15 protein-coding genes are annotated in these 14370 nt (G+C 64.8%); 13 read left to right on the forward strand and 2 right to left on the reverse strand.

What is annotated here, in order from left to right; translation table 11 throughout:
- Positions 1–38: 38 nt before the first annotated feature.
- The 13 genes from AC2T3R_RS24095 to AC2T3R_RS24155 all read left to right on the forward strand — a co-directional run bounded on the left by AC2T3R_RS24095 (position 39) and on the right by AC2T3R_RS24155 (position 12929).
- Complete coding sequence (locus AC2T3R_RS24095) at positions 39–944, forward strand: energy transducer TonB (protein WP_013974528.1); 906 nt, start codon at positions 39–41, stop codon at positions 942–944.
- A 170-nt stretch (positions 945–1114) separates the two neighbouring features.
- Positions 1115–1684 carry a YqgE/AlgH family protein gene (locus tag AC2T3R_RS24100; protein ID WP_015272081.1) on the forward strand — a complete coding sequence of 190 codons (570 nt, stop codon included), beginning with the start codon at positions 1115–1117 and terminating at the stop codon, positions 1682–1684.
- Positions 1684–2121: a Holliday junction resolvase RuvX gene (gene ruvX / locus AC2T3R_RS24105; RefSeq protein WP_013974530.1), complete on the forward strand. Its 438-nt coding sequence runs from the start codon at positions 1684–1686 to the stop codon at positions 2119–2121. The genes AC2T3R_RS24100 and ruvX overlap by 1 nt, the downstream gene beginning before the upstream one ends.
- Positions 2122–2170: 49 nt before the next feature.
- Positions 2171–2689 (forward strand): bifunctional pyr operon transcriptional regulator/uracil phosphoribosyltransferase PyrR, encoded by a 519-nt coding sequence (gene pyrR, locus AC2T3R_RS24110; RefSeq protein ID WP_015272082.1) that lies wholly within the window; start codon positions 2171–2173, stop codon positions 2687–2689.
- 12 nt (positions 2690–2701) lie between these two features.
- Positions 2702–3706: an aspartate carbamoyltransferase catalytic subunit gene (locus tag AC2T3R_RS24115; protein WP_003257774.1), complete on the forward strand. Its 1005-nt coding sequence runs from the start codon at positions 2702–2704 to the stop codon at positions 3704–3706.
- On the forward strand, positions 3703–4974 hold the full coding sequence (locus AC2T3R_RS24120) for a dihydroorotase (RefSeq protein ID WP_075046592.1): 1272 nt from the start codon (positions 3703–3705) through the stop codon (positions 4972–4974). Before AC2T3R_RS24115 ends, AC2T3R_RS24120 begins: the two co-directional genes overlap by 4 nt.
- Before the next feature lie 213 nt (positions 4975–5187).
- Entirely contained in the window at positions 5188–5718 is a 531-nt protein-coding gene (gene hslV / locus AC2T3R_RS24125; RefSeq protein ID WP_003249309.1) for an ATP-dependent protease subunit HslV, read from the forward strand.
- A 76-nt stretch (positions 5719–5794) separates the two neighbouring features.
- The gene (gene hslU, locus AC2T3R_RS24130; protein ID WP_015272084.1) at positions 5795–7138 is read left to right on the forward strand and encodes an ATP-dependent protease ATPase subunit HslU; all 1344 of its coding nucleotides are present in this window, start codon (positions 5795–5797) and stop codon (positions 7136–7138) included.
- A 186-nt stretch (positions 7139–7324) separates the two neighbouring features.
- On the forward strand, positions 7325–7702 hold the full coding sequence (locus AC2T3R_RS24135) for a gamma-butyrobetaine hydroxylase family protein (RefSeq protein ID WP_003249306.1): 378 nt from the start codon (positions 7325–7327) through the stop codon (positions 7700–7702).
- A gap of 269 nt (positions 7703–7971) precedes the next feature.
- Positions 7972–9651 carry a class II poly(R)-hydroxyalkanoic acid synthase gene (phaC, locus tag AC2T3R_RS24140; RefSeq protein ID WP_015272085.1) on the forward strand — a complete coding sequence of 560 codons (1680 nt, stop codon included), beginning with the start codon at positions 7972–7974 and terminating at the stop codon, positions 9649–9651.
- Positions 9652–9714: 63 nt separating this feature from the next.
- Complete coding sequence (gene phaZ / locus AC2T3R_RS24145; RefSeq protein ID WP_013974535.1) at positions 9715–10566, forward strand: poly(3-hydroxyalkanoate) depolymerase; 852 nt, start codon at positions 9715–9717, stop codon at positions 10564–10566.
- A gap of 52 nt (positions 10567–10618) precedes the next feature.
- Positions 10619–12301, forward strand: coding sequence for a class II poly(R)-hydroxyalkanoic acid synthase (gene phaC / locus AC2T3R_RS24150; protein WP_024087840.1), 1683 nt, complete (start codon positions 10619–10621; stop codon positions 12299–12301).
- Positions 12302–12314: 13 nt separating this feature from the next.
- Positions 12315–12929, forward strand: a complete 615-nt coding sequence (locus tag AC2T3R_RS24155; protein WP_025340913.1) for a TetR/AcrR family transcriptional regulator — start codon at positions 12315–12317, stop codon at positions 12927–12929.
- Between the two features lie 120 nt (positions 12930–13049).
- Here AC2T3R_RS24155 and AC2T3R_RS24160 read toward each other — a convergent pair whose 3' ends face one another.
- Both AC2T3R_RS24160 and AC2T3R_RS24165 read right to left on the reverse strand, forming a co-directional pair.
- The gene (locus AC2T3R_RS24160; RefSeq protein ID WP_410951892.1) at positions 13050–13823 is read right to left on the reverse strand and encodes a phasin family protein; all 774 of its coding nucleotides are present in this window, start codon (positions 13821–13823) and stop codon (positions 13050–13052) included.
- Positions 13824–13833: 10 nt separating this feature from the next.
- Positions 13834–14253 carry a phasin family protein gene (locus AC2T3R_RS24165; protein ID WP_023663112.1) on the reverse strand — a complete coding sequence of 140 codons (420 nt, stop codon included), beginning with the start codon at positions 14251–14253 and terminating at the stop codon, positions 13834–13836.
- Between the last annotated feature and the right edge of the window lie 117 nt (positions 14254–14370).

The raw sequence follows: 14370 nt of genomic DNA on the forward strand, positions 1-14370 counted from the left end.
CTGGCCTGCTGCCCCGCCCTGCGGTTGCTGGAAACCCGATGACGCTGCCCGCTGACATCCCCGCCGACCTGCTGCCCCCCCGTGTTCGCCCGGTGGACCGGCTCGGCTTTACCCTGTTCCTGGCTGCCCTGGTGCACCTGGCGCTGATCCTCGGCGTCGGCTTCAGCGTGGTCAAGCCTGCAGAAATCCGCCACACCATGGACATCACCCTGGCCACCTTCAAGAGCGAGAAACCGCCGGAGAAGGCCGATTTCCAGGCCCAGGACAACCAGCAGGGCAGCGGCACCCTGGACAAGAAAGCGGTGCCCAAGACCACCGAACTGGCACCGTTCCAGGACAGCAAGATCAACAAGATCACCCCGCCACCCGCCGCGAAGCCCGAGGTGGTACCGCCCCCTGTCCCGCAGAAGTCGGCGGTAGTGACCACGGCGCCCAAGCCACAGAAGGTCGAGCCCAAGCCCAGGGAAAGCAAGCCACAGCCCAAGCCGGCAGCCCCGGCACCGGACTTCGACAGCTCGCAGTTGTCCAGCCAGATCGCCAGCCTGGAGGCGGAGCTGTCCAACGAACAGCAGATGTACGCCAAGCGCCCGCGCATCCACCGGCTCAATGCCGCCTCGACCATGCGCGACAAGGGGGCCTGGTACAAGGAAGAGTGGCGCAAGAAGGTCGAGCGGGTGGGCAACCTGAACTACCCCGATGAAGCGCGCCGGCAACAGATCTACGGCAACCTGCGCATGATGGTGTCGATCAACCGCGATGGCTCGTTGTACGAGGTACTGGTGCTGGAGTCGTCCGGGCAACCGGTGCTTGACCAGGCGGCGCAGCGCATCGTGCGGCTGGCGGCGCCGTTTGCGCCGTTTACCGGGGACCTGGCCGAGTTTGACCGGCTGGAGATCATCCGCACCTGGCGCTTTGCCCGTGGGGACCGTTTGTCCAGTAACTGATTTGCTGGCTGTACCGGCCCTTTCGCGGGCATGCCCGCTCCCACAGGATCTCCGCTGGGTTCAGCTACTGTGAGGTTCCTGTGGGAGCGGGCGTGCCCGCGAAGAGGCCGGCACGATCGACACAAAACCGCACCTTGTCAGCCTCGCCACCTGGCGCCACACTATCCCCCATGAAAACCCTCACGCCGAGCTACCTCAAGCATCAGTTCCTGATCGCCATGCCACACATGGCCGATCCGAACTTCGCCCAGACCCTCACGTACATCGTCGAGCACAACGCCCATGGCGCCATGGGTCTGGTGGTCAACCGGCCGCAGGAGCTGAACCTGGCCGACATCCTCGAGCAGCTGCGCCCGGACGAAATGCCACCGGCCAGCACCTTGCAGGTGCCGATCTACCAAGGTGGCCCGGTACAGACCGACCGTGGCTTCGTGCTGCACAGCAGCGAATGCAGTTTCCAGGCCACCGTGGCGCTGGAAGGGCTGTCGCTGACCACCTCGCAGGATATATTGCTTGCCATCGCCGCCGGGGTAGGCCCGAAACAGAGCCTGATCACCCTGGGCTATGCCGGCTGGGAAGCGGGCCAACTGGAAGCGGAGCTTGCCGACAACGCCTGGCTCAACTGCCCGTTCGACCCTGAAATCATCTTCGGCCTGACCAGCGACCTGCGCCTGGAAGCCGCCGCCGCCAGCCTGGGGATCAACCTGAACCTGCTGACCAGCCAGGCGGGCCACGCCTGATGGCCGAACTGCACCCTGAACTGCGTCTGCTGCTGGGCTTCGACTACGGCAGCAAACAGATCGGCGTAGCCGTCGGCCAGGTGGTTACCGGCCAGGCCCGCGAGCTTTGCACTCTGAAGGCACAGAATGGCGTGCCGGACTGGGCCCAGGTGGAAAAGCTGATTGCCGAATGGAAGCCCGACGCCATCGTCGTCGGCCTGCCGCTGAACATGGACGGCACCCCCAGCGAAATGAGCGCCCGCGCAGAAAAGTTCGCCCGCCGCCTGAACGGCCGCTTCAACCTGCCCGTGCACACCCACGACGAACGCCTGACCACCTTCGAGGCCAAGGGCGAGCGCATGGCCCGTGGCGGCCAGCGCGGCAGCTACCGCGACAACCCGGTCGATGCCATCGCCGCCGCCCTGTTGCTGCAAGGCTGGCTGGAGGCCAATACCTGATCATCTTTGCCGCCGGCCCCGCCCGGCGCACCCTTCCGAGGAGCCCGCAATGAGCCTACCCAATCCCGCCGACCTGATTCGGCAGATGGCTGTCGACCTTCGTGCCCACCTGGCGCGCCGGGCAATTACCGAACCGCGCTACATCGGTATCCGCACCGGCGGCGTCTGGGTTGCCCAGGCCCTGCAGGAAGCCATGGGCGACACCAGCCCCATGGGCACTCTGGACGTCTCGTTCTATCGCGACGACTTCAGCCAGAACGGCCTGCACCCGCAAGTGCGCCCGTCCGAGCTGCCGTTCGAGGTCGAGGGCCAGCACCTGGTGCTGGTGGATGACGTGCTGATGAGCGGCCGCACGGTACGCGCCGCGCTCAACGAACTGTTCGATTATGGCCGCCCGGCCAGCGTCACCCTGGTCTGCCTGCTGGACCTGGATGCCGGCGAACTGCCAATCCGCCCGAATGTACTCGGCGCCACCCTGTCGCTGCCCCCCCATGAACGGGTAAAATTGACCGGACCCGCACCGCTCGCCCTCGAGCGCCAGGACCTCGCCTCCGCTTCCGCCCTTTAAGAGTCCCCCGCGATGACGCCAATCGACGCCAAGCGCCCGCTGCAGCTCAATGATCAGGGCCAGCTGCGCCACTTCCTCTCGCTCGACGGTTTGCCCCGCGAACTGCTCACCGAGATCCTCGACACCGCCGACTCCTTCCTGGAAGTCGGTGCCCGGGCCGTGAAGAAAGTCCCGTTGCTGCGCGGCAAGACTGTGTGCAACGTGTTCTTCGAGAACTCCACCCGTACCCGTACCACGTTCGAACTGGCGGCCCAACGCCTGTCGGCCGACGTGATCAGCCTGAACGTGTCGACCTCCTCGACCAGCAAGGGCGAAACCCTGTTCGATACCCTGCGCAACCTCGAAGCCATGGCCGCCGACATGTTCGTGGTGCGTCACTCCGATTCCGGGGCCGCGCACTTCATCGCCGAGCACGTGTGCCCGGAAGTTGCCGTGATCAACGGCGGTGACGGCCGCCATGCGCACCCGACCCAGGGCATGCTCGACATGCTCACCATCCGCCGCCACAAGGGCAGCTTCGAGAACCTGTCGGTGGCCATCGTCGGCGACATCCTGCACTCGCGCGTGGCCCGCTCCGACATGCTGGCGCTCAAAGCGCTGGGCTGCCCGGACATCCGCGTGATCGGCCCGAAAACCCTGATCCCGATCGGTATCGAGCAGTACGGCGTGAAGGTCTACACGGACCTCGCCGAAGGCCTGAAGGACGTCGACGTGGTGATCATGCTGCGCCTGCAGCGTGAGCGCATGGCCGGCGGCCTGCTGCCCAGCGAAGGCGAGTTCTACCGCCTGTTCGGCCTGACCACCGCGCGCCTGGCCGGCGCCAAGCCCGACGCCATCGTCATGCACCCGGGCCCGATCAACCGTGGCGTGGAAATCGAGTCGGCGGTTGCCGACGGCAAGCACTCGGTGATCCTCAACCAGGTCACCTACGGTATCGCCGTGCGCATGGCCGTGCTGTCCATGGCCATGAGCGGGCAGAACGCGCAACGTCAATTCGACCAGGAGAACGCCCAGTGACCATCAGTATTCTCGGCGCCCGGGTCATCGACCCCAACAGCGGCCTGGACCAGGTCACCGACCTGCACCTGGACGGCGGCCGTATTGCCGCCATCGGTGCAGCCCCGGCCGGCTTCAGCGCCAGCCGCACGATCCAGGCTGATGGCCTGGTCGCCGCACCCGGCCTGGTCGACCTCGGCGTGTCCCTGCGCGAGCCGGGCTACAGCCGCAAAGGCAACATCGCCAGTGAAACCCGCGCCGCCGTCGCCGGCGGTGTCACCAGCCTGTGCTGCCCGCCGCAGACCAAGCCTGTGCTGGACACCTCGGCCGTGGCCGAGCTTATCCTTGACCGCGCCCGCGAGGCCGCCAACAGCAAGGTCTATCCGATCGGCGCCCTGACCAAGGGTCTGGAAGGCGAGCAACTGGCCGAGCTGGTGGCCCTGCGCGACACCGGCTGCGTGGCCTTCGGCAATGGTCTGAAGGAAATCCCCAACAACCGTACCCTGGCCCGCGCCCTGGAATACGCCGCCACCTTCGACCTGACCGTGGTGTTCCACTCCCAGGACCGCGACCTGGCCCAGGGTGGCCTGGCCCACGAAGGTGCCATGGCCAGCTTCCTCGGCCTGCCGGGCATTCCGGAAACCGCCGAGACCGTGGCCCTGGCGCGCAACCTGCTGCTGGTGGAACAGACCGGCGTGCGTGCGCACTTCACCCAGATCACCAGCGCCCGCGGCGCGCGGCTGATCGCCCAGGCCCAGGCCCTGGGCCTGCCGGTGACCGCCGATGTGGCGCTGTACCAGCTGATTCTCACCGACGAATCGCTGCGTGAATTCTCCAGCCTGTACCACGTGCAGCCGCCGCTGCGCACCGCCGCTGACCGCGACGGCCTGCGCGAGGCGGTGAAGTCGGGGGTGATCCAGGCGATTTCCAGCCACCACCAGCCGCACGAGCGCGACGCCAAGCTGGCCCCGTTCGGCGCCACCGAGCCGGGCATCAGCAGTGTCGAACTACTGTTGCCGCTGGCCATGACCCTGGTGCAGGACGGTCTGCTCGACCTGCCAACCTTGCTGGCCCGCCTGAGCAGCGGCCCGGCGGCGGCCCTGCGCCTGCCGGCCGGCGAGCTGAAAGTGGGTGGCGCGGCCGACCTGGTGCTGTTCGACCCGCAAGCCTCGACCGTGGCCGGCGAGCAGTGGTTCTCCCGCGGTGAGAACTGCCCGTTCATCGGCCACTGCCTGCCGGGTGCGGTGCGTTATACCTTGGTCGATGGGCATGTCTGCCACGAGGCCTGAGTAACCCTCACTGGCCTCATCGCCGGCAAGCCAGCTCCCACAGGAAATCATTGCCCTCAATGCCTGTGATATCCGTGTGGGAGCTGGCTTGCCGGCGATGAGGCCAGTACAAGGGAACACCTACCATTCATCCCCCACGGTTGAAATCCTTCCCCCCACCCCCATATGAGTCTGCATCAGGCACTTTCGCCCCGCTGCGTGGAGACTCTCCCCTTGACCACCATCGTTTCTGTCCGCCGTAACGGCAAAGTCGTCATGGGCGGCGACGGCCAGGTATCCCTCGGCAACACCGTGATGAAAGGCAACGCCAAGAAGGTGCGCCGCCTGTACCACGGCCAGGTCATCGCGGGCTTCGCCGGCGCCACCGCCGATGCGTTCACCCTTTTCGAGCGCTTTGAAGGCCAGCTTGAAAAACATCAGGGCCACCTGGTCCGCGCCGCCGTCGAGCTGGCCAAGGAATGGCGTACCGACCGCTCCCTGAGCCGCCTGGAAGCCATGCTGGCCGTGGCCAACAAGGACGCCTCCCTGATCATCACCGGCAACGGCGACGTGGTCGAACCCGAAGACGGCCTGATCGCCATGGGTTCCGGCGGCGCCTACGCCCAGGCCGCAGCCCGCGCCCTGCTGAACAAGACCGACCTCTCGGCCCGTGAAATCGCCGAGACCGCCCTGAACATCGCCGGCGACATCTGCGTGTTCACCAACCACAACCTGACCATCGAGGAGCAGGACCTGGCCGACTGATCAGCTGTTCTGGCGCCTCATCCCGGTGATGGGGTTTTTCCACGCTGATTCATTCCGCCCGAGGACCATTTTCATCATGTCCATGACCCCCCGCGAGATCGTCCACGAACTCAACCGCCACATCATCGGCCAGGACGACGCCAAGCGCGCCGTGGCAATCGCCCTGCGCAACCGCTGGCGGCGCATGCAGCTCCCCGCCGAGCTGCGCGCCGAAGTGACCCCGAAGAACATTCTGATGATCGGCCCTACCGGCGTTGGCAAAACCGAAATCGCCCGCCGCCTGGCCAAGCTGGCCAACGCGCCGTTCCTCAAGGTCGAAGCCACCAAGTTCACCGAAGTGGGCTACGTGGGCCGCGACGTCGAGTCGATCATCCGTGACCTGGCCGATGCAGCATTGAAGATGCTGCGTGAGCAAGAGATCATCCGCGTGCGCCACCGCGCCGAAGACGCCGCCGAAGACCGCATCCTCGATGCCCTGCTGCCGCAGGCGCGGGTCAGCAGCTTCGCCGAGGAAGCCGCGCAGACCAGCACCGATTCCAACACCCGCCAGCTGTTCCGCAAGCGCCTACGCGAAGGCCAGCTGGACGACAAGGAAATCGAGATCGAAGTGGCCGATGCCGTGGGCGTCGAAATTGCCGCGCCGCCCGGCATGGAAGAAATGACCAACCAGCTGCAGAGCCTGTTCGCCAACATGGGCAAAGGTAAGCGCAAGGCGCGCAAGCTGAAGGTTAAAGAGGCGCTGAAGATGGTTCGCGATGAAGAAGCGAGCCGCCTGGTCAACGAGGAAGAACTCAAGGCCAAGGCCCTGGAAGCTGTCGAGCAGCACGGCATCGTGTTCATCGACGAAATCGACAAGGTTGCCAAGCGCGGCAACGTTGGCGGCGCCGACGTGTCCCGTGAAGGCGTGCAGCGCGACCTGCTGCCGCTGATCGAAGGCTGCACCGTCAACACCAAGCTGGGCATGGTCAAGACCGACCACATCCTGTTCATTGCCTCGGGTGCGTTCCACCTGAGCAAGCCGAGCGACCTGGTGCCCGAACTGCAAGGCCGCCTGCCGATCCGTGTGGAGCTCAAGGCCCTGACCCCGGAAGACTTCGAGCGCATCCTGCAGGAGCCGCACGCGTCGCTGACCGAACAGTACCAGGCCCTGCTCAAGACCGAAGGCCTGAATATCGAGTTCCTCGCCGACGGTATCAAGCGCCTGGCCGAGATTGCCTACCAGGTGAACGAGAAGACCGAGAACATCGGTGCCCGCCGCCTGCACACCCTGCTCGAGCGTTTGCTCGAAGAGGTGTCGTTCAGCGCTGGCGACCTGGCCAGCACCCATGACGAAGCGCCGATCCAGATCGACGCGGCGTACGTGAACAGCCACCTGGGTGAGCTGGCGCAGAACGAAGACCTGTCGCGTTACATCCTGTAAGACCGCACGGGGCCGCTTTGCGGCCCAATCGCCGGCAAGCCAGCTCCCACAGGTACTTCACAATCCTGAACCTGTGGAGTACCTGTGGGAGCTGGCTTGCCGGCGATTGGGCTGCAGAGCAGCCCCTTGCACAATGGCCCGAATCTCCCGAAGCTGTGCACTATCAGCTCCCGAGAGATTCCAGCCATGGCCCGCCTGCCCACCGCCATCAACCTGCACAAAGCCTCGAAAACCCTCAGCCTCACCTACGCCCCCGGCGAGGTCTACCACCTGCCCGCCGAATTCCTGCGCGTGCACTCCCCCTCCGCCGAGGTCCAGGGCCACGGCAACCCCATCCTGCAGTTCGGCAAGATCAACGTCGGCCTCAGCGGGCTGGAACCTGCCGGGCAATACGCACTGAAACTGACCTTCGACGACGGCCATGACAGCGGCCTGTTCACCTGGGAATACCTCGAGCAGCTGTGCCTGCGCCAGGAACAGCTGTGGGCCGAGTACCTCGACGAACTGCACAAGGCCGGGAAATCCCGCGACCCCGCCGAGTCGGTGGTCAAACTCATGCTCTAGCGCAAGGCCTTCAGGATTTAGAGCGCATTTTCTAAATTCATTTGTTTGAATACCTTACAGACAGCCCAGTGACGGGCTGTCTTGCGCATTACATGAAAGTCGGGTAACCAATGGGGGGTGGCAAGTTCCCTGCATCAAATTGCAGGTAGCCAGAACCCTCGCAGCACCGCTGTTCCTTATCACTGGTCACCCGAGTAGCAGTACCGGGCTCAGAACTGTGCACCCGCCACAGCAACCGGTACTCGTCTCAGGACAACGGAGCGTCGTAGATGAGTAACAAGAACAACGATGAGCTGCAGCGGCAGGCCTCGGAAAACACCCTGGGGCTGAACCCGGTCATCGGTATCCGTCGCAAGGACCTGTTGAGCTCGGCACGCACCGTGCTGCGCCAGGCCGTGCGCCAACCGCTGCACAGCGCCAAGCATGTGGCCCACTTTGGCCTGGAGCTGAAGAACGTGCTGCTGGGCAAGTCCAGCCTTGCCCCGGAAAGCGACGACCGTCGCTTCAATGACCCGGCATGGAGCAACAACCCACTTTACCGCCGCTACCTGCAAACCTATCTGGCCTGGCGCAAGGAGCTGCAGGACTGGATCGGCAGCAGCGACCTGTCGCCCCAGGACATCAGCCGTGGCCAGTTCGTCATCAACCTGATGACCGAAGCCATGGCGCCGACCAACACCCTGTCCAACCCGGCAGCGGTCAAACGCTTTTTCGAAACAGGCGGCAAGAGCCTGCTCGATGGCCTGTCCAACCTGGCCAAGGACCTGGTCAACAACGGCGGCATGCCCAGCCAGGTGAACATGGACGCCTTCGAGGTGGGCAAGAACCTGGGCACCAGTGAAGGCGCCGTGGTGTACCGCAACGATGTGCTGGAGCTGATCCAGTACAGCCCCATCACCGAGCAGGTGCATGCCCGCCCGCTACTGGTGGTGCCGCCGCAAATCAACAAGTTCTACGTATTCGACCTGAGCCCGGAAAAGAGCCTGGCGCGCTACTGCCTGCGCTCACAGCAGCAGACCTTCATCATCAGCTGGCGCAACCCGACCAAAGCCCAGCGCGAATGGGGCCTGTCCACCTATATCGACGCGCTCAAGGAGGCGGTCGACGCGGTGCTGGCGATAACCGGCAGCAAGGACCTGAACATGCTCGGTGCCTGCTCCGGCGGCATCACCTGCACGGCATTGGTCGGCCACTATGCCGCGCTAGGCGAGAACAAGGTCAATGCCCTGACCCTGCTGGTCAGCGTGCTGGACACCACCATGGACAACCAGGTCGCCCTGTTCGTCGACGAGCAGACCCTGGAGGCCGCCAAGCGCCACTCCTACCAGGCCGGCGTGCTCGAAGGCAGCGAGATGGCCAAGGTGTTCGCCTGGATGCGCCCCAACGACCTGATCTGGAACTACTGGGTCAACAACTACCTGCTCGGCAACGAGCCGCCGGTGTTCGACATCCTGTTCTGGAACAACGACACCACGCGCCTGCCGGCCGCCTTCCATGGCGACCTGATCGAGATGTTCAAGAGCAACCCGCTGACGCGCCCGGACGCCCTGGAAGTGTGCGGCACTCCGATCGATCTGAAACAGGTCAAATGCGACATCTACAGCCTCGCCGGCACCAATGACCACATTACCCCTTGGCAGTCGTGCTACCGCTCGGCGCACCTGTTCGGCGGCAAGATCGAATTCGTGCTGTCCAACAGCGGCCATATCCAGAGCATCCTCAACCCGCCAGGCAACCCCAAGGCGCGCTTCATGACCGGTGCCGATCGCCCGGGTGACCCGGTGGCCTGGCAAGAAAACGCTACCAAGCATGCGGACTCCTGGTGGCTGCACTGGCAAAGCTGGCTGGGCGAACGTGCCGGCGAGCTGAAAAAGGCACCGACCCGCCTGGGCAACCGTGCCTATGCCGCTGGCGAGGCATCCCCGGGCACCTACGTTCACGAGCGTTGAGCTGCAGCGCCGTGGCCCCCTGCGGGGCGCCACGGTGTTCATTTCACCCCATGAGTCACGCGCATGCCGCAACCCTATATCTTCAGGACCGTCGAGCTGGACAACCAGTCCATCCGCACCGCCGTCCGCCCGGGCAAGTCGCACCTGACGCCGCTGCTGATCTTCAACGGCATCGGCGCCAACCTGGAGCTGGTGTTTCCGTTCATCGAGGCGCTGGACCCGGACCTGGAAGTCATCGCCTTTGACGTGCCCGGGGTCGGCGGCTCGTCCACGCCGCGCCACCCTTACCGCTTCCCCGGGTTGGCCAAGCTGACGGCACGCATGCTCGACTACCTCGACTACGGCCAGGTCAATGCCATCGGCGTGTCGTGGGGCGGCGCCCTGGCCCAGCAGTTCGCCCACGACTACCCCGAGCGCTGCAAGAAGCTGGTGCTGGCCGCCACTGCCGCCGGTGCGGTGATGGTGCCGGGCAAGCCCAAGGTGCTGTGGATGATGGCCAGCCCGCGGCGCTACGTGCAGCCGTCGCATGTCATCCGCATTGCGCCGACGATCTATGGCGGCGGCTTCCGGCGTGACCCGGACCTGGCCATGCAGCACGCCGCCAAGGTGCGATCCGGCGGCAAGATGGGCTACTACTGGCAGCTGTTCGCCGGGCTTGGCTGGACCAGCATCCATTGGCTGCACAAGATCCAGCAGCCGACCCTGGTGCTGGCAGGCGACGACGACCCGTTGATCCCGCTGATCAACATGCGCCTGCTGGCCTGGCGAATTCCCAATGCCCAGCTACACATTATCGACGACGGCCATCTGTTCCTGATCACCCGAGCCGAGGCCGTCGCCCCGATCATCATGAAGTTCCTTCAGCAAGAGCGTCAGCGCGCTGTCATGCACCCTCGCCCGGTTTCGGGCGTGTAGGGGCGGGCTTGCCCGCGAAGCGGCGCCATGGTTAGAACGAGGGAGTGTTGCCATGAAAGACAAAACGGCCAAAGGAACGACAACGCTTCCCGCCACCAGCATGAACGTGCAGAACGCCATCCTCGGCCTGCGCGGCCGTGACCTGATTTCCACGCTGCGCAATGTCAGCCGCCAAAGCCTGCGTCATCCGCTGCACACCGCGCATCACCTGTTGGCCCTGGGTGGTCAGCTGGGCAGGGTGATGCTGGGTGACACACCGTTTCAGCCGAACCCGCGGGATCCGCGCTTCAGCGACCCGACATGGAGCCAGAACCCGTTCTACCGGCGCGGCCTGCAAGCCTACCTGGCCTGGCAGAAGCAGACCCGCCTGTGGATCGAGGAAAGCCACCTGGACGACGATGACCGGGCCCGTGCGCACTTCCTGTTCAACCTGATCAACGATGCACTGGCGCCGAGCAACTCGCTGCTCAACCCGCTGGCGGTCAAGGAACTGTTCAACAGCGGTGGCCAGAGCCTGGTACGCGGCGTGGCCCACCTGCTCGATGACCTGCGCCACAACGATGGCCTGCCACGCCAGGTCGACGAGCGCGCCTTCGAAGTGGGCGGCAACCTGGCTGCAACCGCCGGCGCCGTGGTGTTTCGCAACGAACTGCTGGAGCTGATCCAGTACAAGCCGATGAGCGAAAAGCAGCACGCCCGGCCACTGCTGGTAGTGCCGCCACAGATCAACAAGTTCTACATCTTCGACCTCAGCTCGACCAACAGCTTCGTCCAGTACATGCTCAAGAGCGGCCTGCAGGTGTTCATGGTGAGCTGGCGCAACCCCGACCCGCGCCACCGCGAATGGGGCCTGTCGAGCTACGTGCAGGCCCTGGAAGAAGCGCTCAACGCTTGCCGCAGCATCAGCGGCAACCGCGACCCCAACCTGATGGGCGCCTGCGCCGGCGGCCTGACCATGGCCGCGCTGCAGGGCCACCTGCAGGCCAAGCACCAGCTGCGCCGGGTGCGCAGCGCCACCTACCTGGTCAGCCTGCTGGACAGCAAGTTCGAAAGCCCCGCCAGCCTGTTCGCCGACGAGCAGACCATCGAGGCCGCCAAGCGCCGCTCCTATCAGCGCGGCGTGCTGGATGGCGCCGAGGTGGCGCGGATCTTCGCCTGGATGCGGCCCAACGACCTGATCTGGAACTACTGGGTCAACAACTACCTGCTCGGCAAGACACCACCAGCCTTCGACATCCTGTACTGGAACGCCGACAGCACACGCCTGCCCGCCGCGCTGCATGGCGACCTGCTGGACTTCTTCAAACTCAACCCGCTGACTCACCCAGCCGGCCTGGAGGTATGCGGCACCCCCATCGACCTGCAGAAGGTCGATCTGGACAGTTTCACCGTGGCCGGCAGCAACGACCACATCACCCCGTGGGATGCGGTGTACCGCTCGGCCTTGCTGCTGGGCGGCGACCGTCGCTTCGTGCTGGCCAACAGCGGGCACATCCAGAGCATCATCAACCCGCCCGGCAACCCCAAGGCCTATTACCTGGCCAACCCCAAGCTGTCCAGCGACCCGCGTGCCTGGTTCCACGATGCCAAGCGCAGCGAAGGCAGCTGGTGGCCGTTGTGGCTGGAGTGGATCACCCCGCGCTCCGGCCCGCTCAAGGCACCGCGCAGCGAACTGGGCAATGCCACCTACCCACCGCTGGGCCCTGCGCCGGGCACCTACGTGCTGACCCGATGAGCATGCCGACTGGATGAAGACTCGCGACCGTATCCTCGAATGTGCCCTGCAGCTGTTCAACCAGCAGGGCGAACCGAACGTATCCACCCTGGAAATTGCCAACGAACTGGGCATAAGCCCCGGCAACCTCTACTACCACTTCCACGGCAAGGAGCCGTTGGTGCTGGGGTTGTTCGAGCGCTTTGAAGAAGCGCTGATGCCCTTGCTCGACCCGCCGCTGGAGGTACGCCTGGATGCCGAGGATTACTGGCTGTTCCTGCACCTGATCGTCGAACGCATGGCGCAGTACCGCTTCCTGTTCCAGGACCTGTCGAACCTGACCGGGCGCCTGCCCAAACTGGCCCGCGGCATGCGCAGCCTGATCAACGCACTCAAGCGCACACTGGCGGCGTTGCTGGCCAGCCTCAAGGGCCAGGGGCTGGTAGAGAGCGAGACCCAGGCGCTGGGGCAACTGGTGGAGCAGATCACCCTGACACTGATGTTCTCGCTGGATTACCAGCGGGTACTGGGGCGCGAGGGGGATGTGGGGATTGTGGTGTACCAGGTGATGATGCTGGTGGCGCCGCATCTGCAGGCCCAGGCGCGGGGGGCGGCGGAGCAGTTGGCGGTGAGGTATCTGGAGGGGTAAGCCTGTTGTTTCGGTGTCGCGGCTTTCGCGGGCATGCCCGCTCCCACAGGTGAAATGCAGTGCTCGAGTGCACACAGGACCTGTGGGAGCGGGCAAGCCCGCGAAGAAGGCGACGCGGTATCAGATCAGGGTACCGGTGCCTGTCGGTGCCGAAGGCGGATTGCTGGCCGGAGCCGCGGTTGGTGCAGGAGCTGCGCTAGCGGCCGGAGCGGCGCTCGCCGCTGGAGCTGCCGGCTTGGCGGCTGCTGGCTTGGCCGGTGCTTTCTTCACTGCCGGCTTCTTCGCCACAGCCGGCTTGGCCGCTGCCGGTTTCGCCGCAGGCTTGGCCGCCGCGGTCTTGGCAGCAGGTTTCGCCGCAGCAGTCTTGGCCGCCGGCTTGGCCGCCGCGGTTTTCGCCGCAGGCTTGGCCGCTGCCGTCTTGGCCAGTGGCTTGGCCGCCGCCTTGCTCGCAGCCGGTTTGGCTGCAGTGCGCGACGAAATCGGGGTAACCGAAGCACCGGTGAGTTTCTCGATCTGCTTCGTCAGGCTGTCCACCTGCTGGTGCAGGGCCTTGATCTCGTTGCGGCTCGGCACGCCAAGGCGCGAGATGGCGCTGTTCAGGCGCTTGTCGAAGGCCTCTTCGAGTTCGCTCCACTTGCCCAGCGCACGGTCCTTCACGCCCGACACACGCGAAGTGGTCGACGACTTGGCAGTTTCAGCAACATCTTCGGCGGTCTTCTTCGCCTGCTTCTCGGCCTTCTCGCCATCCTTCACCAGCGAGTCGAACAGCTTCGGGCCGTCCTGGTCGATCTTCGAATAGATACCAAGCCCCGCCAGCCAGATCTTGCGGGAGTACTTCTCGATCCCGCCGACCCAGGAGCTGCCTTCTTTCTCGGAATTCTTCTTGCCAGCCATCCTGCTCTCCTTATGGTTTGTGCGCGACGCGCTCGAGCAGCTCGTGCAGCTGTTCAAGCTTGATGGACAACGCCTCAACGTCATGTTTAGACGGAATGCCAAGGCGATTCAAGGCGCGACCTACCCGCGCGTCGAAAGCTTTTTCGATCTTGTCCAGTTGAACTTCGACCTTGCCGCGTACGCGACTGACTTCCTGGGTCGCTTCGTCGATCTGGTTGTTGGCAGCATCGAGCTCCTTGTCGATGCGCTTCTTGCCACGCTTCTCGACGCCTTCGCCGGCCTTGACCAGCTCATTGAAGTAGTCGGAGCCTTCCTGGCCCACGCGCGCGTAAGCGCCGATGCCCGCCAGCCAGATCTTGCGCGCGTAGCCGCGCACCTCGCCCAGCGTGCCCGGGGCGTCGTCCTTTTTCTTCACAGTCACTTTGGCCATGCTCTGTACCTCATGCTCATGAGTGGAGGAGAAACCGCCCATGGAGGTTGGGCTTGAGCACAAGGTAGAGAGGTAAATTAGAATCTTCACCCTAAGGTGAACGAGCATGGCCCCCGG

Source organism: Pseudomonas sp. PVC-5-1, from assembly GCF_057444345.1.

Excerpts from the sequence above, each read along its gene's own strand:
- AC2T3R_RS24095 (WP_013974528.1), top strand. The coding sequence starts at position 39 with ATGACGCTGCCCGCTGACATCCCCGCCGACCTGCTGCCCCCCCGTGTT.
- AC2T3R_RS24100 (WP_015272081.1), top strand. The coding sequence starts at position 1,115 with ATGAAAACCCTCACGCCGAGCTACCTCAAGCATCAGTTCCTGATCGCC.
- ruvX (WP_013974530.1), top strand. The coding sequence starts at position 1,684 with ATGGCCGAACTGCACCCTGAACTGCGTCTGCTGCTGGGCTTCGACTAC.
- pyrR (WP_015272082.1), top strand. The coding sequence starts at position 2,171 with ATGAGCCTACCCAATCCCGCCGACCTGATTCGGCAGATGGCTGTCGAC.
- AC2T3R_RS24115 (WP_003257774.1), top strand. The coding sequence starts at position 2,702 with ATGACGCCAATCGACGCCAAGCGCCCGCTGCAGCTCAATGATCAGGGC.
- hslU (WP_015272084.1), top strand. The coding sequence starts at position 5,795 with ATGTCCATGACCCCCCGCGAGATCGTCCACGAACTCAACCGCCACATC.
- AC2T3R_RS24135 (WP_003249306.1), top strand. The coding sequence starts at position 7,325 with ATGGCCCGCCTGCCCACCGCCATCAACCTGCACAAAGCCTCGAAAACC.
- phaC (WP_015272085.1), top strand. The coding sequence starts at position 7,972 with ATGAGTAACAAGAACAACGATGAGCTGCAGCGGCAGGCCTCGGAAAAC.
- phaZ (WP_013974535.1), top strand. The coding sequence starts at position 9,715 with ATGCCGCAACCCTATATCTTCAGGACCGTCGAGCTGGACAACCAGTCC.
- phaC (WP_024087840.1), top strand. The coding sequence starts at position 10,619 with ATGAAAGACAAAACGGCCAAAGGAACGACAACGCTTCCCGCCACCAGC.
- AC2T3R_RS24155 (WP_025340913.1), top strand. The coding sequence starts at position 12,315 with ATGAAGACTCGCGACCGTATCCTCGAATGTGCCCTGCAGCTGTTCAAC.
- AC2T3R_RS24160 (WP_410951892.1), bottom strand. The coding sequence starts at position 13,823 with ATGGCTGGCAAGAAGAATTCCGAGAAAGAAGGCAGCTCCTGGGTCGGC.
- AC2T3R_RS24165 (WP_023663112.1), bottom strand. The coding sequence starts at position 14,253 with ATGGCCAAAGTGACTGTGAAGAAAAAGGACGACGCCCCGGGCACGCTG.